Below are 22,440 nucleotides of genomic sequence, written 5' to 3'. Positions count from 1 at the left end.
CTCAGAGCTGGCCGGTCGCCTCGCGCCACGCCCGCTCCTTCTGGATCCACTCGTTGTCCTGCGGGAACTCGTCGATCGTGGTGACCCGCCGGATCTCGGTCTTGAAGCCCTTGCCCTTGATCGGGGACCGCTTGGCCCACTCGACCGCCTCCTCCTTGGAGGCCACGTTGAGGATGTAGAAGCCGCCGAACAGCTCCTTCGTCTCGCCGTACGGGCCGTCGGTGACCACGGGCGGCTCCGAGGAGTAGTCCACCACCACGCCGTCGTTCGCGTCGTCCAGCCCTTCGGCGGCGACCAGCACACCGGCCCGGATCAGCTCCTGGTTGTACCGCCCGGTCATCTCGATCATCTGGTCGAAGTCGAAGTCGGCCAGGTTCGCGAACGCCTCGTCGGTGGCCCGCCAGATCAGCATGAACTTCATGGTGTTTCTCCCTCGGTGTCCGGGTCCTTCTGGACCCTCTCACCCCATGGGTCGAACGGGGGGCGTTTCGATCGACACGGCCCCGGAATTTTTTTTGTGCAACCCGTCGGCGGGCCCGTTCCGTCCTGGAGGCATGAGGTGGAAAGCAACGATGTGCGGGCTGGGCCTCGTCCTGCTGGCGGCCACGGCCTGCGGCGAGCAGACCCCTACTGTCGGAAGCGGTTCCGGTGACGCGACCAGCAGCGAAGCCGCTCCCACCGCCCCGACCATCCCGGCCACCGACCTGCCCCCGGTGATGCCGGGCGGGCCGCGTCAGATGCAGCCACCGGCGGACACCGCCCAGGTGCCTGCCACCCGCGTCGACTCCTCGGCGCTGCCCTCGGACTTCCCGCGCGAGGTGTTCGTCAGCGCCGACGGCAAGCAGTTGTTCATCCGCGCCGAGGAAGGCGGGTGCGGGCGCGCCGCGGCCGAGGTGACCGCCCAGGACGCCCGGCAGGTCGTGGTCAACCTGGTCGAGAACAAGAGCAACCTGGCCGGCCAGATGTGCACCATGGACATCCGCTACCCGGTGGTGTCGGCGACCCTGTCCGAACCCCTGAACGAGCGGACTGTCGTGCTGACGAGCGCCAAACGAGGTTACTGACCGGTAGTATCGCGGGTCATGAGGAAACGCCAGGTCTCCGCCACGCGGATCGTCGCGGCCCCGCCGGAGAAGATCTTCGAGCTGCTCGCGGACCCGTCGAAGCACCCGCTGATCGACGGCTCCGGCACGGTCCTCGCGGCCCAGAGCGGCGGGCCGGAGCGCCTGACGCTCGGCTCCCGCTTCGGCATGGACATGAAGATGGGCGCGAACTACAAGATCCTCAACACGGTCGTCGAGTTCGACGAGAACCGGCTGATCGCCTGGCGGCACTTCAACGGGCACCGCTGGCGGTGGCAGCTCAAGCCGCTCGAGGACGGCTCGACCGAGGTCACCGAGACCTTCGACTGGTCAACCGCGCGGATCCCGCTCCTGATCGACCTGAGCTTCTTCCCGCGCAAGAACAAGCAGGCCATCGACAAGACCCTCGACCGGCTGGTCACGCTGTTCCAGGCGTGAAAAACGGGCGCCACCCGCGCGGGTGGCGCCCGTTCGAGTCAGTCGCTCAGGAGCGGAAGCTGATCTGCAGCACCGGCTCCGACGTCTCGGCGAAGAAGTCGTTGCCCTTGTCGTCGATGACGATGAACGCCGGGAAGTCCTCGACCTCGATCTTCCACACGGCTTCCATGCCCAGCTCCGGGTACTCCAGAACCTCGACCTTCTTGATGCAGTCCTGCGCCAGCCGCGCCGCCGGGCCGCCGATCGAGCCGAGGTAGAACCCGCCGTGCTCCTTGCAGGAGGCGGTCACCTGCTTGGACCGGTTGCCCTTGGCGAGCATGACCATCGAGCCGCCCGCGGCCTGGAACTGGGCGACGTAGGAGTCCATCCGGCCCGCGGTGGTCGGCCCGAAGGATCCGGAGGCGTAGCCGTCCGGGGTCTTCGCCGGGCCCGCGTAGTAGACCGGGTGGTCCCGCAGGTACTGCGGCATCTCCTCGCCGGCCTCCAGCCGCTCCGCGATCTTCGCGTGCGCGATGTCGCGGGCCACCACCAGCGGGCCCGTCAGCGACAGCCGGGTCTTCACCGGCAGCGACGACAGCTGCGCGCGGATCTCGTCCATCGGGCGGTTCAGGTCGACCTGCACCACCTCGTCGGACAGGTCGTCGGTGGTGACGTCCGGCAGGAAGCGGGCCGGGTCGCGCTCGAGCTGCTCGATGAACACGCCGTCCGCGGTGATCTTCGCCTTCGCCTGGCGGTCGGCCGAGCAGGACACCGCGATGCCGACCGGGCAGGACGCGCCGTGCCGCGGCAGCCGGATGACGCGCACGTCGTGGCAGAAGTACTTGCCGCCGAACTGGGCGCCGATGCCGAACTGCCGGGTCATCTCCAGGACCTGCTGCTCCAGGTCGGTGTCCCGGAAGCCGTGGCCGAGCGGGGAACCCTCGCGCGGCAGGTTGTCCAGGTAGCGGGCCGAGGCGAGCTTGGCGACCTTGAGGTTGTACTCGGCTGACATGCCGCCGACCACGATCGCCAGGTGGTAGGGCGGGCAGGCCGCGGTGCCGAGGCTGCGCAGCTTCTCGTCCAGGAACTTGGCCAGCCGCTTCGGGTTCAGGACGGCCTTGGTCTCCTGGTAGAGGAACGTCTTGTTGGCCGAGCCGCCGCCCTTGGCCATGAACAGGAACTCGTAGCTCGGGTCGCCGGTTCCGTCTTTGTGGAACAGCTCGATCTGCGCGGGCAGGTTGGTCCCGGTGTTCTTCTCGTCCCAGAACGTCACCGGCGCCATCTGCGAGTAGCGCAGGTTGAGCTCCTGGTAGGCGTCGAAGATCCCGCGGGCCAGCGCCTGCTCGTCGTTGCCGCCGGTGAGCACGCCCTGGCTGCGCTTGCCGATGACGATCGCGGTGCCGGTGTCCTGGCACATCGGCAGCACCCCGCCGGCCGAGATGGCCGCGTTGCGCAGCAGGTCCATCGCCACGAAGCGGTCGTTGCCGCTGGCCTCGGGGTCGTCGACGATCGCGCGCAGCTGCGCCAGGTGCGACGAGCGCAGCAGGTGCTGGATGTCGGTGATCGCGGTCCGGGCGAGCTTGGTCAGCGCGTCGGGGTCGACTTCCAGGAACTTCCGTCCGGCGGCCTCGACTACCCGGACGCCCTCGGCCGTCACGAGCCGGTACTCGGTCTCGTGGTCCGGACCCAGCGGCAGCACGTCGGTGTACTGGAAGGTGGTGGTGGTCACTCGGGCTCCCTCGCAGGCAATTCGGGCCCTTGACGTTACCGCTTGCGCGTGCTTGCCCACGTAGAGGTGTGGCGCGCACCTCGCCGGAGATCGCGTGGCGCGAACCACCCCGGAAAAGTCGGAAGGCCGGGCCCACCCCGACGGACCCGACCTTCCGGGGAAAGCGGCCGGGAGCACAGGGCACCCGCCGCGAAGTCCACCGTCCGTAGGACGTGAAGAACTCACCAAACGTTGCTTCCACGGTGACGTGACCTACGTCATACGTCAACACTGCCGATCGGGTTGTCGTGGAACACGAACAGGGCCACCCCGCGTAGGCGGAGTGGCCCTGCCGGTTGCCCTGGACGGGTCAGCTGGCGTAGGCGCGCAGGCGCTCGGCCCGCTCGCCCTGGCGCAGCTTCGACATGACCTCGCGCTCGATCTGGCGGACCCGCTCGCGGGACAGCCCGAAGTGCTTGCCGATCTGGTCGAGGGTGCGCGGCTGGCCGTCGTCGAGGCCGTAGCGCATCCGGATGACCTGCTGCTCCCGCTCGTCGAGGGTGGCCAGGACCCGGCGCAGGTCGTCCTGCAGCAGGCCCGAGATGACCGCGCTCTCGGCGTCGGTGGCCTCGGAGTCCTCGATGAAGTCGCCCAGCGGGGCGTCCTCGTCGGTGCCGACCGGCATGTCGAGGCTCACCGGGTCGCGGGCGTGGTCGAGCAGGTCGGCGACCTTCTCGACGGCGATGCCGGACTCGGCGGCCAGCTCCTCGTTGGTGGCCTCACGGCCGAGCTGCTGGTGCAGGTCGCGCTTGATGCGGGCCAGCTTGTTGACCTGCTCGACGAGGTGCACGGGCAGCCGGATGGTGCGGCCCTGGTCGGCCATGCCACGGGTGATGGCCTGGCGGATCCACCACGTCGCGTAGGTCGAGAACTTGAACCCCTTGGAGTAGTCGAACTTCTCCACCGCGCGGATCAGACCCAGGTTCCCCTCCTGGATCAGGTCGAGCAGCGGCATCCCCCGCCCCGTGTAGCGCTTGGCCAGCGACACGACCAGCCGGAGGTTGGCCTCCAGCAGGTGGTTCTTGGCCTTGTGGCCGTCACGCACGAGCGCCTCGAGCTCCTTGCGGCGCTGCGGGCTCAGCTTCGGCGCGGTGTCGAGCATGTGCTGCGCGAACACCCCCGCCTCGATGCGCTTGGCGAGCTCGACCTCGTCGGCGGCGGACAGCAGCGCGGTCTTGCCGATCCCGTTGAGGTAGACCCGCACGAGGTCCGCGGCCGGGCCCTGTGCGTCGAGATCCGCGTCGAGGTTCGGCGAAGGGCGTACGCTGGACTCGACGGGCTCGGTTTCGGGCTCGGGGACCTCACGAGTCGGGCGCTCGAGAGTCTGTACTGACATGTTCTGCCTCCCCGGTCACGGGCGGACACGTTCGGTGCGTCACACCGGCTGTTGCGCCGCGTGGGTGGATCCTGTGGAGTGCTCCACCCCCGCGGTGTCCAGCTCGTCGGCTGGACAATGGTTCCAACGCCGGCCGTTGCCAAAACGTTCCCGCCTTCTCGACTTCAAGACGAGGCGGTACCGGACCGGGTTGCTCCACCAAAGCTGAGGTTTTGCTGAGAGACCGCTCGGGTGGAGCAGTGGTTCAGACCTCTACGAGCACCGTGAAGGGGCCGTCGTTCACGCTGCGCACCGCCATCATGGCGCCGAACTTCCCTGTGGCGACACGGGCTCCGCGCCCGCGCAGCTCCGCCACGACGCGGTCGAACAGCTTCAGCGCGTCGTCCGGGCGGGCCGCCTGCGTCCACGATGGACGGCGCCCCTTGCGGGTGTCGCCGTACAGCGTGAATTGGCTCACCACCAGCAAAGGGGCGCCGGAAGTGGCGCAGGACTCCTCATCGCGGAGGATGCGGAGCTCGTGCAGCTTCCGCGCCATGGTGACCGCTTTGTCCTCGCTGTCCGAAACGTGGACGCCGAGCAGGACCAGCAGCCCCGGCTCCTCGATCGCGCCGACGACCTCGCCCTCGACTGTGACGCTCGCCTCGGTCACCCGCGCCGCGACGGCCCTCACACCGCCTCCAGGAAGCCGTGGCGGACCAGTTCCCGCACCAGCGGCAGCGCGGCCTCGGTGAGCGCGTCCTCGTCCAGCCCGTGGCCGGCGGCGAGCAGCGACAGCAGGTCCGACAGCGGCAGCGCGCCCCGGCAGCCGGCCAGCAGCGCGGCGACCGTCTCGTCGACCTCGTGCTGCCAGCCCGGCCCGTCGGAGCGGTGCAGCCGCAGCACCGTGGTGTCCCAGCCCTGGTCGCCGGGCGCGGACACCCGCTCCAGCAGCACCGTCGGCGGCACCCGGAAGCGCGCGTCCAGCAGGTCGTGCCCGTGCTCCCGCAGCCAGGCCACGCGGTCCAGCCACCGGCCGGCCTCCGGGCCCAGCGGGTCGTCGTAGGCCTGCCGCAGGTCCTCGCAGACCACCGTCGGGTGGGCCGCGTCCGTGCGGCGCAGGGTGACGAACCCGAACCCGACGCCCTGGACCTTGTTCTCCGCGAACCAGTCCAGCCAGTCGGCGGCCTTGGCGCGGCCGCGGTCGGAGCGCGGATCGATGCCCGCGTCACGCAACCAGGTGCCCACGTACAGCCCGGGGTCGGCTACGTCGCGTTGCACGAACCACGCGTCCGTGCGGCCGGGGAGCCATCGGCTCACCCGGTCGGCCCAGTCCTCGCCGTCGACGTGCAACCAGGAGGCGAGCAGCTGCCCGGTGCCGCCCTCGGTCAGGAACCCGGGCAGCTGGCGGATCACCAGTGCGCTCGCGTCGTCGCCGCCGAGGCCGGAGTCGCGGTAGGTGTAGTCGACGCGCGGCGGGCCCACCACGAACGGGGGATTGCACACGATCTGGTCGAACCGGCGGCGCGCGACCGGCGCGAACCACTCGCCCCGCACCAGTTCGACGTCCAGCTCGTTCAGCCGGAACGTCGCGTCCGCGAGCGCCAGCGCCCGCTCCGACACGTCGGTGGCGGTGACGCGCTGGGCGTGCCGGGTGGCGTGCAGCGCCTGCACGCCGTTGCCGGTGCCCAGGTCCAGCAGGCTGCCCACCGGGCGGCGGGTGGTGGCGCGGATCAGGCTCAGTGACGCGTGCCCGACGCCGAGCACGTGGTCCGGCGGGACCTCCGCGCCGAGCACGTCGGAGTCCAGGTCCGAGACGACCCACCACGAGCCCTGCTCGTCCCCGTGCGGCCGCACGTCCAGGCCGGCGCGCAGCTGCTCCCGTCCGCGCACGAGACCGGCCGCGAGCGCGTCGTCCAGCGCCAGCGGCGCCAGCGCGGCCCGCACGGCCGCTTCGGGCTCGGCGGAACCCAGCAGGAAGAGGCGGATGAGCGTGCCGAGCTCGCCGGCGTCTGCGCTGGCGCGGAAGGCGAGTTCGGGCTCGCCGCGGCCCAGCGCCGCGTGGGCCGCCCCGCCCAGCGCGTCGACCACGCCGTCGGCGTCGTAGCCGGTGCGCTGGAACGCCTCGCGCAGCCGGGCCAGGAAATCGTCGGAGAACCGCGGAATGCTCACGGTGGGTGATCCTCCCACGCGGGCGCCGCGGCTGTGCTGAGATGGCCGCATGACCACCACGGACCGGGCGACGGTGCTCGCGGGTCTCGGCGAACTCCTGCCGGGGCTGGAGGAGCTCTACCTCGACCTGCACCGCAACCCCGAGCTGTCGTTCGCCGAGCACCGCACCGCCGGCAAGCTCGCGGACCGGTTGCGCGAGGCCGGTTACGAGGTGCACACCGGCATCGGCGGGACCGGGGTGGCGGGCGTGCTGCGCAACGGGGACGGCCCGGTCGTGATGCTGCGCGCGGACATCGACGCGCTGCCGGTCGCGGAGAAGACCGGCCTGCCCTACGCCAGCGAGGTGCGCGCGCCGAACCAGGACGGCGACGAGGTCCCGGTGATGCACGCGTGCGGCCACGACATGCACGCCACCTGGCTGGACGGCGCGGCGCGGCTGCTCGCCGGCGGCCGGGACGGCTGGCGGGGCACGGTCGTCGTGGTCTACCAGCCGGGGGAGGAGGTCGGCGAGGGCGCGGAGACGATGGTGCGCGACGGCCTGTTCGACCTCGTCGGCACGCCCGCGGTGGTGCTGGGCCAGCACGTCGTGCCCGGGCCGGCGGGCTGGGTGCTGACGCGGCCGGGTGTGCTGATGGCGGCGACCGACTCGCTGCGGATCGTGCTGCACGGCCGCGGCGGGCACGGCTCCCGCCCGGAGACGACGGTCGACCCGGCGGTGCTGGCCGCGTCGGTCGTGATGCGGTTGCAGACGATCGTGTCCCGCGAGATCGCGGCGACCGAGCAGGCCGTTGTGACCGTCGGGTCGATGCACGTCGGCACCGCGGCCAACGTCATCGCCGAGGAAGCGGTGCTCGAGGTCAACGTCCGCACCTTCGACGAGCAGGTCCGGCAGCGGGTGCTGGCCGCGATCGAGCGCATCGTGCAGGGCGAGGCGGCCGCGGCGGGCGCGCCACGGCCGCCGGAGATCACGCCGATCGCGACCTTCCCGGTGACCAGCAACGACGAGGGCGCGAACCGCACGCTCACCGAGGCGTTCACCGCGCACTTCGGCGCCGACCGGACGATGGAGGCCCCGCTGGTCACCGGCAGCGAGGACTTCGGCGAGTTCGGCAGGGCGGCCGGGGCGCCGTCGGTGTTCTGGCTGGTCGGCGGCCTGGACCCGGACTTCGTGCTCACCGCGATGGCGGAGGGCCGGTTCGAGCGCGACGTCCCGTCGAACCACTCGCCGCGGTTCGCGCCGGTGCTGCACCCGACGCTGCGGACCGGGGTGGAGACGCTGGTCGTGGCGGCGCTCACATTTTTGTCGGTGGGTGGTGGCAAGCTCGGGGCATGACCGGAAGCGCCCCGATCCCCGCCGCCAACTTCGCCCAGCCGTGGGCGGACGACACCCGCCCGCCCCTGCCCAAGACCGGTGACGAGCGCGCGATCCTCACCGCCTACCTCGACTGGCACCGGCAGACCTTCGAGCTCAAGTGCACGGGGGTCGCGCCGGACCGCCTCTCCGAGAAGCTGATCCCGCCCTCGGGGCTCACCCTGCACGGCCTGCTGCGGCACCTCGCCGGCGTCGAGCGGTGGTGGTTCCGCATCCAGTTCCGCGGCGAGGACGTGCCGGTCCTGTACTACTCCGACGACGACCCGGAGCAGGACTTCGAGCGGCTGGACGGCGATCCGGCGGAGGCGCTGGCGGTGTGGCGCGCCGAGTGCGAGGCCTCCCGGCGGATCGTCGCCGAAGCGCCGTCGCTCGACGAGACGGGCGTGCACCAGGCCTCCGGTGAGCCGATCTCGTTGCGGCGGATCATGGTGCACATGCTCGCCGAGTACGCCCGGCACAACGGGCACGCCGACCTGCTGCGCGAACGGATCGACGGCCGGACCGGGCACTGAAGGAGGGGAACGTGACGGACGCACTCGCGCTGACCCGCGCGCTGACCGCGGTCGACACGGTGGGTCACGGGGAAACCGCGGCGCTGGAGGTCGTGGCGCCGCTGCTGCGGGACGCGGGGTTCCGCCTCGAGGTGTTCGAGCACGAACCCGGCCGCGGCACGCTGGTGGCCGAGTGGGAGACCGGGCACGACGTGCCCCCGCTGTGCCTGTCCGGGCACGTCGACACGGTGCCGCTGGGCGGCGCGCCGTGGCAGCACGACCCGTTCGCCGGGGAGACCGACGGCGACCGCGTGTACGGGCGCGGCGTGAGCGACATGAAGGCCGGGGTGGCGGCGATCGTGACGGCGGCGGTCACGGTCGCGCGCTCCCGGCCGCGCCGCGCCGGGCTGCGGCTCGTGCTGACGGCGGCCGAGGAGACGGGGTCGCAGGGCGCGTGGTTCGTGGCGGACCGGCTGGGGCCGAGTGGTCCGCTGGTCATCACCGAGCCGACCGCGAACGCGGCGTTCCACGGGCACAAGGGCGCGCTGTGGCTGGAGGCGCTCGCCACCGGCGTGACAGCGCACGGGTCGATGCCGCACCTGGGGGACAACGCGGTGGTCAAGCTGGCCGCGGCGGTGTCGCGGCTGGCGGAGTACCGGTTCGGGGTGGAGCCGCACCCGGTGATGGGACCGCCGACGCTGAACGTGGGCACCTTCACCGGCGGGCTGAACACGAACTCGGTGCCCGACCGCGCGGTGGCGACGGTGGACGTGCGGACGGTGGCGGGGCAGGACCACGCGGCGTTGCTGGAGACGCTGGCCGCGGTGGCCGGGGTCGAGGTGCGCCCGCTGATCGACCTGCCGCCGGTGTGGACCGATCCGGGCGACGAGTGGGCGGCCTCGGCGGCCGCGATCGTCCGGGAGGTCACCGGCGCGGGCGGTGAGGTGGCGACGGCGACGTACTTCACCGACGCGTCCGTGCTGACCCCCGCGCTGGGCGGGGTGCCGACGCTGATCTGCGGGCCGGGCGAGCCGGAGCAGGCGCACGTCACCGACGAGTGGTGCTCGATCACCCGGCTGGCCGAGTCGGTGGAGATCCTCACGCGCGTGTGCGCCGGGTGGTGCGGGATTTAACGCCACCCGAGTATCGCCGGGGAGGGCGAAGTGGCAGCATGGAGGCACAGGAGGTGGTCGCGGTGAACAGGTCCCCCCGGGGCACCGGCGACGAGGACGCCCCCGTTCTCATCACCGAGGCCGCACCGTCCTACGAAGACGAGCACGCGGCCCGCAAGCGCAAGTACATGCTGATGATGGGCATGCGGTTCCCGTGCCTGGTGCTGGCCGGGATCTTCTACCACACGTGGTGGCTGGCGCTGCTGTTCATCGTCATCTCGATCCCGCTGCCCTGGGTCGCGGTGCTGATCGCCAACGACCGCCCCCCGCGCAAGCCGGAGAAGGTCAACCGCTACCAGCGCAACGCGAAGGCCATCGAACACCGCGAACACCGCATCATCGACGGCTGACCCCGCCGCTCGGCGCACCCGTCGCGGGTGGCCGGGCTGCCGCCGCGGGTGGTGGGGCGTGCCGCCGGGGTTGAGTGAGCCGCCGCGGGTGGTGGGGCGTGCCGCCGGGATTGACTGAGCCACCGCAGGTGGTGGGGCGTGCCGCCGGGATTGACTGAGCCGCCGCGGGTGGCCGGGCTGCCGCCGCGGGTGGTGGGGCGTGCCGCCGGGATTGACTGAGCCGCCGCAGGCGGCAAGGCGGCGCCCCGAGAGTGGCCGAGCTTGCGCGAGGCTGAGCTGCCGCTTCGATCGGCAACACTGTGCCGGTGCCGCGGGTGGGCAACTCGCCATCGCCTGGGCGCCCCTGCGCCGTCTGCCTGCCGCGCGACGGCTTCACCGAAGTCGGCGCTCTACGCAGTGCCGCGGCCGGCGCCCGCCGCGCATTCACCGCACCGGATCAGCGCACCTGCGCGAAGCCTCCACGGGCGCGGCATCGACCTCTGCCGCGCCCGTGGACGCGCAACCCGCCCCGTCGCACTGCCGCGGCAGGACCAGTGACTCAGCCGGAGTCAGGGCTGAGCGCCGACCTTGGTGACCGCCCGCGCGCCCAGCCGCACGCCCGCCCGCAGGGCGTCCACAGTGGACTCCCCGCGGAGCCAGGCCGCCAGCACGCCCGCGTCGAACGCGTCGCCCGCGCCGGTGGAGTCCACGCATTCCGCCTCCTCCGCGGGCACGCTCACCTCACCGTCGGCGGAAACCCACGTCGCGCCGTCCAGACCCGCCGTCACCACCACCGCGCCGACGTCGTCCAGCAGCGCCTTCGCCGCCGACGGCGCCGCCGAGCCGGTCAGCGCCAGCAGCTCCTCCGTGTTGGGCAGCAACAGGTCCGTGCCACGCACGTCCGCCAGGAACGCCCCCGGATCGGTGATCAACGCGGCCGCCTGCGGGTCCACCGACGTGGTCAGCCCGGCCTCCTTCGCCGCCGCCAGCGCGGCCAGCCCCGCGGGCCGCGACGACGGGTCGAGCAGCACGTACCCGGACAGGTGCACGTGGTCCGCGCCGGCCAGCACCGCCGGGTCGATGTCCGCGGGCGCGAACCGGGCCATCGCGCCCCGGTCCGGCAGCATGCTCCGCTGACCCGAACCGTCCACCAGCACCACGACCACGCAGGTCGGCGCGTCACCATCGACCGCGAATGCGCACGACACGCCCGCCGCCTCCAGTTCGGCCCGCACCGTGCGCCCGCCGGCGTCGTCGCCGACGCGTGCGATCAGCGTCGTCTCCACGCCCGCCTCGGCCAGCCACACCGCCGTGTTCGCGCCCGCGCCGCCGCCGGCCAGCCGCACCCGCGACCGCGAGTCGCCGCCGTGGACGATCGGTCCCTCGTGCCGGGCCACCACGTCCAGCCCGGCGTCCCCGACCACGACGACCTTCACGCGAGCTCCACCGCGACCTCGGCCGCGACCCGCGCGTTGGACACCACCAGTTCCTCGTTCGCGTCCAGGCTCACCCCGCCGCTGGCGGTGTGGAAGTGCTCCAGCAGCACCGGCGTGACCTCCTTGCCGTGCACGCCGCGCGAGGACAGCAGCGCCAGCCCCTCGGCCAGCAACCGGTCGTGCAGTTCGGCGTCCATCTCCGCCTCGGCCGGGATCGGGTTGGCCAGCAGCACCCCCGACGACGCGTACCGCCGGTGCGCGGCGACCACGGCCGCTGCCGCGACCGGGTCGTCGACCCGCCACGGCACCTCGAAACCCGAGGTCCGCCGGTAGAACGCGGGGAACTCGCCGGTCCGGTACCCCAGCACCGGCACCGAGTTCGTCTCCAGCACCTCCAGGGTCGCGGCGATGTCCAGCACCGACTTCACCCCCGAGCACACCACCAGCACCGGCACCGTGGCGAGCACGCCGAGGTCCGCGGAGACGTCCCAGGACTCGGCCGCCCCGAGGTGCACGCCACCCAGGCCGCCGGTGGCGAACACGCCGATCCCGGCCGCGTGCGCGAGCGCCGAGGTGCTCGCCACCGTCGTCGCGCCCGAGCGGCCGAGCCCGATCGCGGGCCCCAGGTCACGCAGGGACAGCTTGTCCAACCCGGCGTCGGGCGCGCACACGCGCTCCAGCTGAGCGCGCGACAAGCCGGCGTACGCGACGCCGTCGAGCACCGCGATGGTGGCCGGCACCGCGCCGGCCTTCCGGACGGTCTCCTCCAGCCGGTTCGCGACCGCGAGGTTGCGTCCGGGCGGAAGGCCGTGGGACAGGATCGTGCTTTCGAGCGCGACGACCGCGCGGCCGCTGTGAACGGCGTCGGCGACCTCGTCGGCCAGCGATATCGGGGGTGTCACGAGGGACCATCTTCACCGACGGTCCGCCGTGAAGTCCCAGCGGGTGGGCGAGCCGCCGAAGTCGCGTTCGTCCAGCCCGAACACCCACCGCGGCCGCACCCGCACGGTCGCGTTGACGTCGGGGTCCAGGAAGTCCGTGCCGTAGTCGGTGCGGTACTTGGCGTTCACCGCCTCCACGAACGCCCGCACGGACACCGTGTCCCGCACGACCTTGGCGACACCCTCCAGCACCACGGGGTTGAGCGCGTCGTCCGTCGAGATCGTGACGGCCGGGTTGGCGAGCAGGTTGCGCACCTTCCGGGCGCCGCGCGACGAGGAGAACCACAGCGCCTCGTCGTGCCACACCGCCCACACCGGCATCAGGTGCGGGCGGCCGTCCGGCCACACGGTCGCGACCCAGTAGTCGTGCGAGTCCCGCAGCCGGCTCTCGGCCCAGGACCAGGGCAGCAGTCCCGTTCCCTGGTCGGCGGGCAGGGTGCCGTAGCCGGGCATGTGCGGGCGGGTGGCGCGGGGAACGGTCATCGGCGGGGCCCTCCCTTCACCCCAGATACTGCGCCACGCCCTCCCCGAAGGACCAGTCCACCGGGTGGTTCTCGGTCACGCTGACGAACACGTTCCGCGGCTCGATCCCGGCCCGTTCGGACGCCAGTTCCGCGATCCGCGCGTAGAGCGCCTTCTTCTGCGCGTAGGTGCGGCCCACCCGCATCGTGATGCTGACGAAGACCACACCGTCGTCCCGGCGGATGCCGAGGTAGCCGGGGTCGTAGCGGAGGTGGCCGTCGGTGCGGGTGACGATCTGGAAGAAGTCGTCCCGCGGCACGTCGATCGTCTCGGTCATGGCCTGGTGGACCGCGTCCCCGAGCGCGGTCAGGGTGGCGTCGTCGTGCACGGGCAGGGCGTCGATGCGTACGAGTGGCATACCCTCACCGTACATACCAGTAGGTACAGAAGGCCAGAGTGTCGGCCGCGACGGGTGCTGCGGCAAAATGGGCACATGAGCACCCAGACGCTGCCCGAGGTCGACACACGCCCGGAGACCACCGACGAGACCGACAGCGATCAGCCGAAGGTCTTCCACTACGTGCGCAAGGACAAGATCGCCGAGAGCGCGGTCATGGGCACGTACGTGGTGGCGCTGTGCGGCGAGGTCTTCCCGGTCACCCGCTCGCCCAAGCCCGGCTCGCCGGTGTGCCCGGCCTGCAAGGAGATCTACGAGGGCTTGCGCCCCGGCCCCGACGGCGAGGACTGATCCGCCAGGTCGTCCTCCCCGGCCGCGGGAGCCTCCTCCTGCTTGCGCGGCTTCCGCAACGGCTGTGTCGTGCGCTCCCACAGTGAGGGCGAGTCCTCGCGCAGGCGTTCCTTGGCGCGCTCCATCTCCAGCCGCCGCCACTTGCGGCGCTGGCGGCGCGTCATCTTCGCGGGCCAGAGCTCCTGGATCGCGGCGTTGAAGTAGGCGCCGCCGACGATGGCCATCCCGATGAAGAACGTGAACAGCAGGAACGCGATCGGCGTGGCCAGCGCGCCGTAGGTGTAGCCGGTGCTGGTGATCCAGGACAGGTAGACCCGCAGGCCGACACTCGCGAGCAGGAAGATCACCATCGCCAGTACCGCGCCGGGCAGCCCGCGGTGCCACGGCAGCCGGCGCGGCAGGGCCAGCTTGTACAGGGTCGCCACGGCCAGGACCAGCAGCACCCCGATCACCGGGTAGTACAGCCAGCTGATCCAGGTGGTGATCGTCGGCGCCCAGCCGTCCGGCAGGAAGTCGATCAGGACGTCCGGTCCGATGGCGATGATCGGCAGGCCGACCACCAGCAGCACCAGGCTCGCCAGGTACAGCAGCAGCGCGTAGATCCGCTGCCAGACCTCGTTGCGCACGCCGTACTGGTCGTGCGCCACGGTGATCGCGTCGACGAACGACGACATCGCCGACGAGCCGGCCCACAGCGAGATCAGGAAGCCGACCGAGACGATCTCGCCCTTGCCGATGGTCAGGATGTCGTCGACCGTGGGCTCGATGATCTGGCTCACCACGTTGCCGCTGAAGATCTTGTCCGCGAACGTGATGATCCGGTCGTGCACCGCGGTGACGAAGCCCTGTCCGAACCAGTCGCCCATGAAGCCGAGGCTGCCCAGCAGCCCGAGCAGCAGCGGTGGCAGCGACAGCGTCTGCCAGAACGCCGCCTCCGCAGACTCGGAGAAGATGTTGCCGTCCCACGCCTTGTTCAGCGTGCGCCCGAGCAGGCGCGCCGGACCCTTGCGGCGGGCGGCGCCATCGGGCGTCTCGTCGGACGGTGAACTCATGTCAGCCCCAAGCATGGCGGAATCGGCGCGATTTGGCTTGTCAAGACCTGTGGCGTGTTCAACTCCGCCGTGCCGTTCGCGGCCCTTGTCGGAGGGGACGGGTAATCTCCGATGAGCCGCCCTCACCCCCGTCCGGCATCGCGGCCGGGCAGTTCCGTGGGGGCATTCGCATGTCGCGTTCCATCGTCGGCGAGAGGAGGGGGAGGAATCCCTTGTCGGACACGGCCCAGGGTAATCGGACCGGTCAGGGCTTCGCCGCACCCGAGCCCCAGCACGACTCCACCGCCCGCCCGCTGCGGGCCTGGCAGCGCCGCGCGCTGACGAAGTACCTGAGCACGCAGCCGCAGGACTTCCTCGCCGTCGCGACGCCGGGCGCGGGCAAGACGGTCTTCGGCCTGCGCATCGCCGCCGAGCTGCTGTCCGACCGCACGGTCGAGGCGGTCACCATCGTGACCCCGACCGAGCACCTCAAGCACCAGTGGGCGGCGTCCGCGGCGATGGCGGGCATCCCGATCGACTCGAACTACCGCAACGGCCAGGGCGCCGTCGCGGCCGACTACCGCGGCGTCGCGCTGACGTACGCGCAGGTGGCCGCGCACCCGACGCTGCACCGCGTGCGCACCGAGGGTCGCAAGACGCTGGTCATCCTGGACGAGATCCACCACGGCGGCGACGCGAAGAGCTGGGGCGACGCGATCCGCGAGGCGTTCACCCCGGCCGTGCGGCGCCTGTCGCTGACGGGTACCCCGTTCCGCAGCGACGACTCGCCGATCCCGTTCGTCACCTACGAGCCCGACGGCGACGGCTCGCTGCGCAGCAAGGCCGACCACGCCTACGGCTACGCCGACGCGCTCGCCGACGGCGTCGTCCGGCCCGTCGTGTTCCTCGCCTACAGCGGTGAGGCGTCCTGGCGCACCAGCGCGGGGGAGGAGTTCACCGCGCGGCTGGGCGAGCCGCTGACGGCCGAGCAGACGGCCCGCGCGTGGCGCACCGCGCTGGACCCCGGCGGCGAGTGGATCCCCGCCGTCCTGCAGGCCGCCGACACCCGGCTGCAGCAGCTGCGCAGCGGTGGCATCCCGGACGCGGGCGGCCTGGTCATCGCCACCGACCAGGAGTCGGCGCGCGCCTACGCGAAGATCCTGGCGCGGATCACCGGCGAGGCGCCGACGGTGGTGCTCTCCGACGATCCGAAGGCGACCGCGCGGATCAGCGAGTTCTCCGAGTCGACCGACCGGTGGCTGGTCGCGGTGCGGATGGTGTCCGAAGGCGTCGACGTCCCGCGGCTGGCGGTCGGGGTGTACGCCACGAGCGCGTCGACGCCGCTGTTCTTCGCCCAGGCCATCGGCCGGTTCGTGCGGGCCAGGCGCAAGGGCGAGACGGCGAGCGTGTTCCTGCCCAGCGTGCCGGTGCTGCTGGAGCTGGCCAGCGAGCTCGAGGCCCAGCGCGACCACGTGCTCGGCAAGCCGCACCGGGAGAAGGACGGCTGGGACGACGAGCTGCTGGCGCAGGCCAACCGCACCGAGGACGAGCCCGGCGAGGAGGAGAAGGCGTTCACCTCGCTGGGCGCATCGGCCGAGCTGGACCAGGTGATCTACGACGGCAACTCCTTCGGCACCGCGGTGTTCTCCGGCAGCGAGGAGGAGCAGGAGTACCTCGGGCTGCCCGGGCTGCTGGAGCCGGACCAGGTGCGGGCGCTGCTGCGCAAGCGGCAGGAGGAGCAGCTCGCCGACGCCAGCCGACGCAAGCCGGAGAAGGAGCAGGTCCCGGCGCCCGCGCCGCGGCCGCAGTCGGTGAACGAGCGGATCGCGGCGCTGCGCAAGGAGCTGAACACCCTGGTGGGCATGTACCACCACCGCACGCGCAAACCGCACGGCGCGATCCACAACGAGCTGCGCCGAGCGTGCGGCGGCCCGCCGACGGCGATGGCGACGATGGAACAGCTGGAGGAGCGGATCGCGACGCTGCGTTCCTGGTGAGGCCGGCCTCGCTTGGAGCGGGACCGGCACAGCGTGTGGGTGGCGCGGCTAGGTGCGCGCCACCTCGGAGCGGCGGTGCGCCCGCCACCCGAGGAAGGCGTCGAGCAGCAGGAACGCCAGCAGGGACAGCCCGAAGACCGGCATGAACCAGCCGACCACGATCCCGGCGGCGGCCAGCGGCACCAGCACCTTCATCGGCAGCCGCCGGAGCGAGCCGCGCGCGAAGGGGCGGCCAACGGGCCGTCCGGCCGGGCGGCGCTGCCACCACATGCGGTACCCCCAGACGATCATCGCGATCAGACCGGCCATCACCACGGCCAGCACGATCTGGTTCGCCAGCCCGAACAGCAGGCCCATGTGCGCGTCGATGCCCCAGCGGGCCAGCTTCGCGGCCAATGGCCAGTCCTCGAAGCGCAGCACGTTCAGCACCTCGCCGGTGGCCGGGTCGATCGCGGCCGCGTCCTGCTTCTCCGGCCAGCTGCGCTGGATCTGCTTGACCACGTAGGCCTTGCCCGCCGCGGGCGGGGTGATTTCGACCGGATCGTCCAAGCCCACCGTGCGCGCCGCGGCCAGGGCCCCGTCGAAGTCCACCGCGGGGGCGGCCGTCGCGCCCGGCAGCTTCGACGGCACCGACGGCGTCTGCCAGCTCAGCGCGGCCCGCACCTCGGAGATGTTCTGCCCGGCGAACTGCGACCACGTCAGACCCGTCGCGGACAGGAAGAACAGCACCAGCGCCACCCACGTGCCGGTGGTGGCGTGCCAGGACAGCGTGCGTGCCCGGCCGGTCGTGGCCTTGCGCTTGCGACGCCGCCCGCCCCACCACAGCACCAGCCCGCCGGCCACCACGACCGCCAGCCAGCTCGCCGCCAGCTCGCTGTAGATCCGGCCCGCGTCACCCAGGTGGAGGTTGCGGTGCAGGTTGTCCAGCCAGCCCCGGATCGGCATCGCGCCACCGGAGCCGTAGGTGTCCAGCACGCCGCGGATCTCGCCGTCGTAGGGGTTCACGAAGGCGGTGCGGTAGTAGCTCTCCGGCAGGCCGTCGACCTTGAAGACGACCTGGGTGGTGTCGGTCGCCGTCGGCCCGGGGCGCACGCTGTACAACGTTCCTTCGGGAACGGCGTTCTCGGCGGTGGCGACCTGCGCGGACAGCGGCTGCGTCGTGGTCCCGGCCGGCACGTGCAGCTCGTGGTCGTAGACGACCTGCTCCAGCTGCGGCGCGAACACGTACAGCAGCCCGGTGATCGCGGCCACCAGCAGGAACGGGCCGACGAGGATCCCGGCGTAGAAGTGCAGGCGCAGCAGGACCGGTCGCAGCGTCCCGCGGGGCGCGGACGGGGCGGCGGGCGGTGCGGTTGGCTCCAGGAGGTCGTCCGTCGTCATGCTGCTCCTCGGCGGGGAGGGACCGGCTTTCCCTCCAGGTCGCCGGAATCAACGCGACGGTTCCCGGTGTGACGTCGGGCACATGACAAAGCGGGCGCCCGGGTGAACCCCGGGCGCCCGCCTGCTGTCTGTGGTCTGGCTCAGCCGCGCTGGATCTCCGCAGCGATCTCCTTGAGCTTCGACTCGTACTCGCGGGCGTGGTGGCCGCAGAAGAGCAGCTCGCCACCGCTGGAGAGGATGGCTCGTACCTGTGCTGCGGCACCGCACCGGTCACAACGGTCGGCTGCGGTCAACTCGGGGCGGGTGAGCGTCGGTGATGTCATTGGAGTCTCCCTCCGTCCCGGCATCGGCTGCCCGATGCCATCGATCCAGCGGCGACCACTTCGGCCCTGCGGTTGCCCGTCGGCTCCGCGGTGTTCGCTGGCCTCCACTCTTGCAGACGCTGAGCGCCTGGCAAGTGTTCCCGGCTGCTTGGGATGTGTGTCACGCAGAATTACCCCGGATGCCGTAGATCAATCCCGCCATTCAGGACGGAGAAACCTGCCAGAAACCCGTTTACCGTGGTCAGGACCAGTGCAGGCGGGTGGAAATCGGCTCGTGCGAACCCGTGTCAAGCGGCCGCGCGGAGCAGCTTGTTCGTTCTCAGCGGAATTCGGTGGACCGGTCCGAGGCAAGATCGTGATCAGTCCGTGTGCGAAACCATCCCCCGCGCGGGGCACGTGAGACACTCCCTGTCATGACGAAGCAGGCGTCGGCGGCCGCGAAGGACCTGGCGGCGGCCGGGGTCGGCGGGGCGCAGATCGCCTGGGCCGACAACAACGGCATCCCGCGCTCGCGGATCGTGCCGATCGGCGGTCTCGCCGCGGCCGCGACGCGCGGCGTCGGGATCACGTCGTTGTTCGCTGTTTTCGACACCCACGACGTCATCACGTTCGGCCACCCCGGACTGAGCACGCCCTCGGGTGACGTGCGTCTCGTGCCGGTGATCGACCGGCTGCGGCGGCTCTCCGGGCAGCCCGCGCTCGCCTGGGCGCCCGGGCGGCAGGTCGCAGCCGACGGATCGCCGTGGCCCTACTGCCAGCGGACGGCGCTGGAAACCGTCGTGTCCGCGACGGCCAACCTGGGTTACGAGATCCGCGCCGGCTTCGAGATGGAGTTCGCCGTGGCTCCCGCCGGCGCGCCGGACATCGCCTCCGCCCCCGGCCACCGCGGTCCCGCCTACAGTCCGCACGCCCTGATCCCGCTGGACGACTTCGTCGCGACCGTGCTGCACGACTTCGACGCCAACGGCCTGCGGCTGAACCAGTTCCACGCCGAGTACGGACTGGCGCAGCTGGAACTCTCGCTCGCGGCGACCGATCCGGTGTCCGCGGCCGACGACCAGCTGCTGGCGCGCCAGACCCTGCACGCCGCCGCGCACAAGCACGGGCTGCGGCTGAGCTTCGCGCCGATCGTCAGCCCGGAGGCGGCGGGCAACGGCTGGCACCTGCACACCTCGGTGTGGCGCAAGGGGCGCAACCTGCTCGCCGGCGTGCCGGACGGCGAGGGCGCGGGTTACCTCGCCGGGCTGCTGCGGGACCTGCCCGCCATCACGGCGGTGACCGCACCGAGCGTGCCGTCCACGTTGCGGTTGCGCCCGGGCTACTTCGCGAGCGCGTACGCGTTCTGGGGTGTGGAGAACCGTGAAGCGCCGTTGCGGTTCGTGCCGGGGTCCGACCTGCTCGGCGACGATCACGCCAACGTGGAGCTGAAGCCGTGTGACGCGTCGGCGAACCCGTACCTGGCGCTCGCCGCGGTGATCACCGCGGGTATCGCGGGACTGGAGGAGAGGCTCGTCCTGCCCGATCCGGTCGGCGAGGATCCCGGCGCCTGGACGGAGGACCGCCGGACGGCCGCGGGAATCCGCCGCCTTCCGGTCACATCGGACGAACAGGACGGCGCGCTGGCGTCCAGTGGCCGGATGCGCGCGGCGCTGGGGGAGGAGCTGCTCGGCGCGTTTCGTGCGGTGCGTGCCTCGGACCGGCGCTGGGCCGCGGACCGGACGGTCGAGGAGATCGTCGCCGCCCACCTGTGGCGGTACTAGTGGGGCTGCTCGACGAGGTGCGCTGGTTCCCCGGCGCCACGCGCCTCATCGACCTCGCGCGGGCCGAGATGCCGCAGCAGAAGGGCGAGTCGGCCGCGTTCGTCACGCTGGTTTCCCTGCGGGCGCACGGGATCGCGGTGGCGAGCCAGGACGACACCGCGTCCGCGGGATCGTCGCCGCGCTCCGCCGCGGCGGCCATCGCGGAGCTGTCCGGGGGCGAGCTGACCGCGGTCGCCGCCGAGGGCGGGTGGACCGCCGCCGGGTTGCGCGCGATCCTGGCCGGGGTGCCCGAGCTGGACGCCACGCTGGTGGCCTTTGTGGACACCGCGGACCTCGGCGCGCCGGACACCCCCGACACCGCGTTGCGCGACTACCTCGACGGCGGGTTGCCGCCGTTCTGGAGTTCCCGTTGGCGCACCAGGAATCCGGTGTTCCTCGCGGGCGTGCTCAGCGGCCCGGGCGGCACGCTGGTGGCCATTGTGGACGGTTACCGCACCGCTGGCCGCGACGGGGTGCACCTGCAGCTGCTCGACCGGGTGGTCGCCGCCCTGCGGGGGCTGCTGCTCGTGGTGCCCGCCGCCGACATGGCCGCGGCGCGGGCGCTGATCGCGCGGGCGGGCTTCACTCCTTAGCCGCCAGGCGGGAATGCCTGCGGCCGTAGGCGAAGTAGATGACGAGGCCGATCGCGAGCCAGACGGCGAACCGGATCCAGGTCAGCACGTCCAGGTTCAGCATCAGGTACAGGCAGGCCAGCGCGGCGATGATCGGCAGAGCCGGGGACAGCGGCACCATGAAGGGCCGCTTGAGGTCCGGGCGCTTGTGGCGCAGCACCGGCACCGCGATCGCGACGATCACCATGGCCGACAGCGCGCCGATGCTGACCATGTCGGACAGCTCGGTGATCGGCACGAACGCCGCGAGCAGGGCGATCAGCACCGCGCCGCCGATGGTCATCCGGTGCGGCGTGCCCCAGCGCGGGTGGGTGGTGCCGATCGGCTTGGGCAGCAGACCGTCCCGCCCCATCGCGAAGCCGATGCGGCCGATGGTGACCAGTTCGACCATCATCACCGAGGTCAGTCCGGTGACCGCGCCGAGCGAGATGAGGGCGCTCACCCAGTGCTGGCCGACCGAGTCGAACGCGGCGGCGAGCGGCGCGCCGGCGTCGATGTCGGTGAACGGCACCATGCCGGTCAGCACCAGCGACACGGCGATGTAGAGCAGGGCGCACACGCCGAGGGCGCCGAGGATGCCGATGCGCAGGTCCTGGCGCGGGTTGCGGGTCTCCTCGCCGAGGTTGGCGAGCGCCTCGAACCCGGTGTAGGCGAAGAACACGATCGCCGCGGCGGACAGCACCCCGCCGATGCCGTACACGGACTGTTCGAGCCCCAGCCCGGCCTGCACGACCGGCTGGTGCAGCACGCTCGCCCCGCTCTCGCCCGGCTGGGCGGGCGGGATGAACGGGGTCAGGTTGGCGCCCTTGATGAAGAACACGCCCACGGCGATGATCAGGACGCACACCGCGACCTTGACGAGCACCAGCACGTTCGTCACCCGGGCCGACTCGCGGATCCCGAGCACGGCGACGACGGTGAGGACCGCGATGATGGCGACGGCGCCGACGTTGACGGTCGCCTCCTCGCCGAACCACTCCTGCGGCAGCCCGAGCAGGTTCGCGAGGTACCCGGACCACCCGCGCGACACCACGGCCGCGCCGAGGGCGAACTCGAGGAGCAGGTCCCAGCCGATGATCCAGGCGAACACCTCCCCGAGCGTGGCGAACGCGTAGGTGTAGGCGCTGCCCGCCGTCGGCACGCTGGAGGCCAGTTCGGCGTAACAGAGCGCCGCCAGCCCCGCCACGACGGCCCCGATCACGAACGACAACGTCACAGCCGGCCCGGCGTGCGTCTTGGCCTCCACGCCCGCGAGCGTGAAGATGCCGGTGCCGATGATGATGCCGACCCCGAAGCCCACCAGATCCCTGGCCCGCAGGCGGCGCTTCAACTCGCCGGACTCCTGCCGGGCGAGGACTTCGTTGACGTCAAGCGTTCGGGTGATGCCCATGGTGGAACGTTAGAAGATCACCTGGATCCCCGCAGCGCGGTGGCCCTTTGCTGTGACGAAGGCGGAAGCCTTCGGCCTTGAACCCAAGAGAAGCTGGGTGGTCATCCCGTCGCCTGACACCGGCGCGATCACCTTGAGCCAGGGCCGCAACCCAGGCCGCCAACCGGCGGCCGAACATGCCAACCT

Annotated in this window: 23 protein-coding genes; 10 read left to right on the top strand and 13 right to left on the bottom strand. The window is 71.8% G+C overall.

The genetic code is table 11. The annotated features are described in order from the left end of the window. Position 1: 1 nt before the first annotated feature. The gene (locus tag ABZ193_RS35215; protein WP_020418747.1) at positions 2-421 is read right to left on the bottom strand and encodes a YciI family protein; all 420 of its coding nucleotides are present in this window, start codon (positions 419-421) and stop codon (positions 2-4) included. A 133-nt stretch (positions 422-554) separates the two neighbouring features. On the opposite strand from ABZ193_RS35215, the gene ABZ193_RS35210 reads away from it, so the two are divergent. Together ABZ193_RS35210 and ABZ193_RS35205 are read left to right on the top strand one after the other, a co-directional pair. Next, a complete protein-coding gene (locus ABZ193_RS35210) occupies positions 555-1,064 on the top strand; it encodes a hypothetical protein (protein WP_235716149.1) in 510 nt (169 codons plus the stop codon). Positions 1,065-1,082: 18 nt separating this feature from the next. Further along, on the top strand, positions 1,083-1,520 hold the full coding sequence (locus tag ABZ193_RS35205; RefSeq protein ID WP_354712899.1) for an SRPBCC family protein: 438 nt from the start codon (positions 1,083-1,085) through the stop codon (positions 1,518-1,520). Between the two features lie 46 nt (positions 1,521-1,566). On the opposite strand, the gene ABZ193_RS35200 is transcribed toward ABZ193_RS35205, so the two are convergent. The 4 genes from ABZ193_RS35200 to ABZ193_RS35185 form a co-directional block, all read right to left on the bottom strand. Further along, positions 1,567-3,228: a fumarate hydratase gene (locus ABZ193_RS35200; RefSeq protein ID WP_354712898.1), complete on the bottom strand. Its 1,662-nt coding sequence runs from the start codon at positions 3,226-3,228 to the stop codon at positions 1,567-1,569. Between the two features lie 349 nt (positions 3,229-3,577). Continuing rightward, entirely contained in the window at positions 3,578-4,603 is a 1,026-nt protein-coding gene (locus tag ABZ193_RS35195; RefSeq protein WP_026153319.1) for a sigma-70 family RNA polymerase sigma factor, read from the bottom strand. Between the two features lie 244 nt (positions 4,604-4,847). Further along, the gene (dtd, locus tag ABZ193_RS35190) at positions 4,848-5,273 is read right to left on the bottom strand and encodes a D-aminoacyl-tRNA deacylase (RefSeq protein ID WP_020418743.1); all 426 of its coding nucleotides are present in this window, start codon (positions 5,271-5,273) and stop codon (positions 4,848-4,850) included. Continuing rightward, positions 5,270-6,802 carry a class I SAM-dependent methyltransferase gene (locus tag ABZ193_RS35185; RefSeq protein WP_354712897.1) on the bottom strand — a complete coding sequence of 511 codons (1,533 nt, stop codon included), beginning with the start codon at positions 6,800-6,802 and terminating at the stop codon, positions 5,270-5,272. The genes dtd and ABZ193_RS35185 overlap by 4 nt, the downstream gene beginning before the upstream one ends. Here ABZ193_RS35185 and ABZ193_RS35180 point away from each other — a divergent pair. The 4 genes from ABZ193_RS35180 to ABZ193_RS35165 are packed head-to-tail and all read left to right on the top strand — an operon-like array spanning position 6,801 to position 10,136. Then, positions 6,801-8,084, top strand: coding sequence for an amidohydrolase (locus tag ABZ193_RS35180; RefSeq protein ID WP_354712896.1), 1,284 nt, complete (start codon positions 6,801-6,803; stop codon positions 8,082-8,084). The genes ABZ193_RS35185 and ABZ193_RS35180 overlap by 2 nt on opposite strands. Next, complete coding sequence (locus tag ABZ193_RS35175) at positions 8,081-8,635, top strand: DinB family protein (RefSeq protein ID WP_020418740.1); 555 nt, start codon at positions 8,081-8,083, stop codon at positions 8,633-8,635. Before ABZ193_RS35180 ends, ABZ193_RS35175 begins: the two co-directional genes overlap by 4 nt. 11 nt (positions 8,636-8,646) lie before the next feature. After that, positions 8,647-9,747: a M20 family metallopeptidase gene (locus ABZ193_RS35170; RefSeq protein WP_354712895.1), complete on the top strand. Its 1,101-nt coding sequence runs from the start codon at positions 8,647-8,649 to the stop codon at positions 9,745-9,747. A gap of 38 nt (positions 9,748-9,785) precedes the next feature. Continuing rightward, the gene (locus ABZ193_RS35165) at positions 9,786-10,136 is read left to right on the top strand and encodes a DUF3099 domain-containing protein (protein ID WP_020418738.1); all 351 of its coding nucleotides are present in this window, start codon (positions 9,786-9,788) and stop codon (positions 10,134-10,136) included. Positions 10,137-10,684: 548 nt separating this feature from the next. Here ABZ193_RS35165 and ABZ193_RS35160 read toward each other — a convergent pair. The 4 genes from ABZ193_RS35160 to ABZ193_RS35145 are packed head-to-tail and all read right to left on the bottom strand — an operon-like array spanning position 10,685 to position 13,372. Further along, positions 10,685-11,551 (bottom strand): sugar kinase, encoded by an 867-nt coding sequence (locus ABZ193_RS35160; RefSeq protein ID WP_354712894.1) that lies wholly within the window; start codon positions 11,549-11,551, stop codon positions 10,685-10,687. Continuing rightward, positions 11,548-12,453 carry a pseudouridine-5'-phosphate glycosidase gene (locus ABZ193_RS35155; protein WP_020418736.1) on the bottom strand — a complete coding sequence of 302 codons (906 nt, stop codon included), beginning with the start codon at positions 12,451-12,453 and terminating at the stop codon, positions 11,548-11,550. The genes ABZ193_RS35160 and ABZ193_RS35155 overlap by 4 nt, the downstream gene beginning before the upstream one ends. Positions 12,454-12,465: 12 nt before the next feature. After that, positions 12,466-12,975, bottom strand: coding sequence for a pyridoxamine 5'-phosphate oxidase family protein (locus tag ABZ193_RS35150; protein ID WP_237338149.1), 510 nt, complete (start codon positions 12,973-12,975; stop codon positions 12,466-12,468). 16 nt (positions 12,976-12,991) lie between these two features. Beyond that, on the bottom strand, positions 12,992-13,372 hold the full coding sequence (locus ABZ193_RS35145) for a tautomerase family protein (protein WP_020418734.1): 381 nt from the start codon (positions 13,370-13,372) through the stop codon (positions 12,992-12,994). 75 nt (positions 13,373-13,447) lie between these two features. On the opposite strand from ABZ193_RS35145, the gene ABZ193_RS35140 reads away from it, so the two are divergent. After that, the gene (locus ABZ193_RS35140) at positions 13,448-13,702 is read left to right on the top strand and encodes a DUF3039 domain-containing protein (protein WP_017983722.1); all 255 of its coding nucleotides are present in this window, start codon (positions 13,448-13,450) and stop codon (positions 13,700-13,702) included. Here the strand turns inward: ABZ193_RS35140 and ABZ193_RS35135 are convergent. Then, positions 13,663-14,754, bottom strand: coding sequence for a YihY/virulence factor BrkB family protein (locus ABZ193_RS35135; RefSeq protein ID WP_354712893.1), 1,092 nt, complete (start codon positions 14,752-14,754; stop codon positions 13,663-13,665). The two genes, ABZ193_RS35140 and ABZ193_RS35135, sit on opposite strands and share 40 nt — an antisense overlap. A gap of 212 nt (positions 14,755-14,966) precedes the next feature. Between ABZ193_RS35135 and ABZ193_RS35130 the strand changes: the two genes are divergently transcribed. Next, positions 14,967-16,730: a DEAD/DEAH box helicase gene (locus tag ABZ193_RS35130; RefSeq protein WP_017983720.1), complete on the top strand. Its 1,764-nt coding sequence runs from the start codon at positions 14,967-14,969 to the stop codon at positions 16,728-16,730. Between the two features lie 48 nt (positions 16,731-16,778). On the opposite strand, the gene ABZ193_RS35125 is transcribed toward ABZ193_RS35130, so the two are convergent. Both ABZ193_RS35125 and ABZ193_RS35120 read right to left on the bottom strand, forming a co-directional pair. Beyond that, positions 16,779-18,110, bottom strand: coding sequence for a PepSY-associated TM helix domain-containing protein (locus ABZ193_RS35125; protein WP_354712892.1), 1,332 nt, complete (start codon positions 18,108-18,110; stop codon positions 16,779-16,781). A gap of 140 nt (positions 18,111-18,250) precedes the next feature. Then, positions 18,251-18,433 (bottom strand): hypothetical protein, encoded by a 183-nt coding sequence (locus ABZ193_RS35120; protein ID WP_017983718.1) that lies wholly within the window; start codon positions 18,431-18,433, stop codon positions 18,251-18,253. Positions 18,434-18,846: 413 nt separating this feature from the next. Between ABZ193_RS35120 and ABZ193_RS35115 the strand changes: the two genes are divergently transcribed. Together ABZ193_RS35115 and ABZ193_RS35110 are read left to right on the top strand one after the other, a co-directional pair. Beyond that, positions 18,847-20,193, top strand: coding sequence for a glutamine synthetase (locus ABZ193_RS35115; RefSeq protein WP_354712891.1), 1,347 nt, complete (start codon positions 18,847-18,849; stop codon positions 20,191-20,193). Further along, positions 20,181-20,825 carry a hypothetical protein gene (locus tag ABZ193_RS35110; RefSeq protein WP_354712890.1) on the top strand — a complete coding sequence of 215 codons (645 nt, stop codon included), beginning with the start codon at positions 20,181-20,183 and terminating at the stop codon, positions 20,823-20,825. The genes ABZ193_RS35115 and ABZ193_RS35110 overlap by 13 nt, the downstream gene beginning before the upstream one ends. On the opposite strand, the gene ABZ193_RS35105 is transcribed toward ABZ193_RS35110, so the two are convergent. Beyond that, positions 20,815-22,254, bottom strand: a complete 1,440-nt coding sequence (locus ABZ193_RS35105; RefSeq protein ID WP_354712889.1) for an amino acid permease — start codon at positions 22,252-22,254, stop codon at positions 20,815-20,817. The genes ABZ193_RS35110 and ABZ193_RS35105 overlap by 11 nt on opposite strands. Positions 22,255-22,440 lie beyond the last annotated feature (186 nt).

It is taken from the genome of Amycolatopsis sp. NPDC006125 (assembly GCF_040614195.1).
Lineage (GTDB): Bacteria > Actinomycetota > Actinomycetes > Mycobacteriales > Pseudonocardiaceae > Amycolatopsis_E > Amycolatopsis_E tucumanensis.
The sequence above is the reverse complement of the archived record's forward strand: the minus strand, read 5'-3'. Positions and strand labels throughout refer to the sequence as shown.

Bases quoted from the DNA above. Each gene is read 5' to 3' on its own strand.
- ABZ193_RS35215 (WP_020418747.1), bottom strand. From the start codon at position 421: ATGAAGTTCATGCTGATCTGGCGGGCCACCGACGAGGCGTTCGCGAAC.
- ABZ193_RS35135 (WP_354712893.1), bottom strand. From the start codon at position 14,754: ATGAGTTCACCGTCCGACGAGACGCCCGATGGCGCCGCCCGCCGCAAG.
- ABZ193_RS35145 (WP_020418734.1), bottom strand. From the start codon at position 13,372: ATGCCACTCGTACGCATCGACGCCCTGCCCGTGCACGACGACGCCACC.
- ABZ193_RS35150 (WP_237338149.1), bottom strand. From the start codon at position 12,975: ATGACCGTTCCCCGCGCCACCCGCCCGCACATGCCCGGCTACGGCACC.
- ABZ193_RS35105 (WP_354712889.1), bottom strand. From the start codon at position 22,254: ATGGGCATCACCCGAACGCTTGACGTCAACGAAGTCCTCGCCCGGCAG.
- ABZ193_RS35195 (WP_026153319.1), bottom strand. From the start codon at position 4,603: ATGTCAGTACAGACTCTCGAGCGCCCGACTCGTGAGGTCCCCGAGCCC.
- ABZ193_RS35210 (WP_235716149.1), top strand. From the start codon at position 555: ATGAGGTGGAAAGCAACGATGTGCGGGCTGGGCCTCGTCCTGCTGGCG.
- ABZ193_RS35115 (WP_354712891.1), top strand. From the start codon at position 18,847: ATGACGAAGCAGGCGTCGGCGGCCGCGAAGGACCTGGCGGCGGCCGGG.
- ABZ193_RS35165 (WP_020418738.1), top strand. From the start codon at position 9,786: ATGGAGGCACAGGAGGTGGTCGCGGTGAACAGGTCCCCCCGGGGCACC.
- ABZ193_RS35120 (WP_017983718.1), bottom strand. From the start codon at position 18,433: ATGACATCACCGACGCTCACCCGCCCCGAGTTGACCGCAGCCGACCGT.
- ABZ193_RS35205 (WP_354712899.1), top strand. From the start codon at position 1,083: ATGAGGAAACGCCAGGTCTCCGCCACGCGGATCGTCGCGGCCCCGCCG.
- ABZ193_RS35125 (WP_354712892.1), bottom strand. From the start codon at position 18,110: ATGACGACGGACGACCTCCTGGAGCCAACCGCACCGCCCGCCGCCCCG.
- ABZ193_RS35175 (WP_020418740.1), top strand. From the start codon at position 8,081: ATGACCGGAAGCGCCCCGATCCCCGCCGCCAACTTCGCCCAGCCGTGG.
- ABZ193_RS35185 (WP_354712897.1), bottom strand. From the start codon at position 6,802: ATGCGGCCATCTCAGCACAGCCGCGGCGCCCGCGTGGGAGGATCACCC.
- ABZ193_RS35140 (WP_017983722.1), top strand. From the start codon at position 13,448: ATGAGCACCCAGACGCTGCCCGAGGTCGACACACGCCCGGAGACCACC.
- ABZ193_RS35180 (WP_354712896.1), top strand. From the start codon at position 6,801: ATGACCACCACGGACCGGGCGACGGTGCTCGCGGGTCTCGGCGAACTC.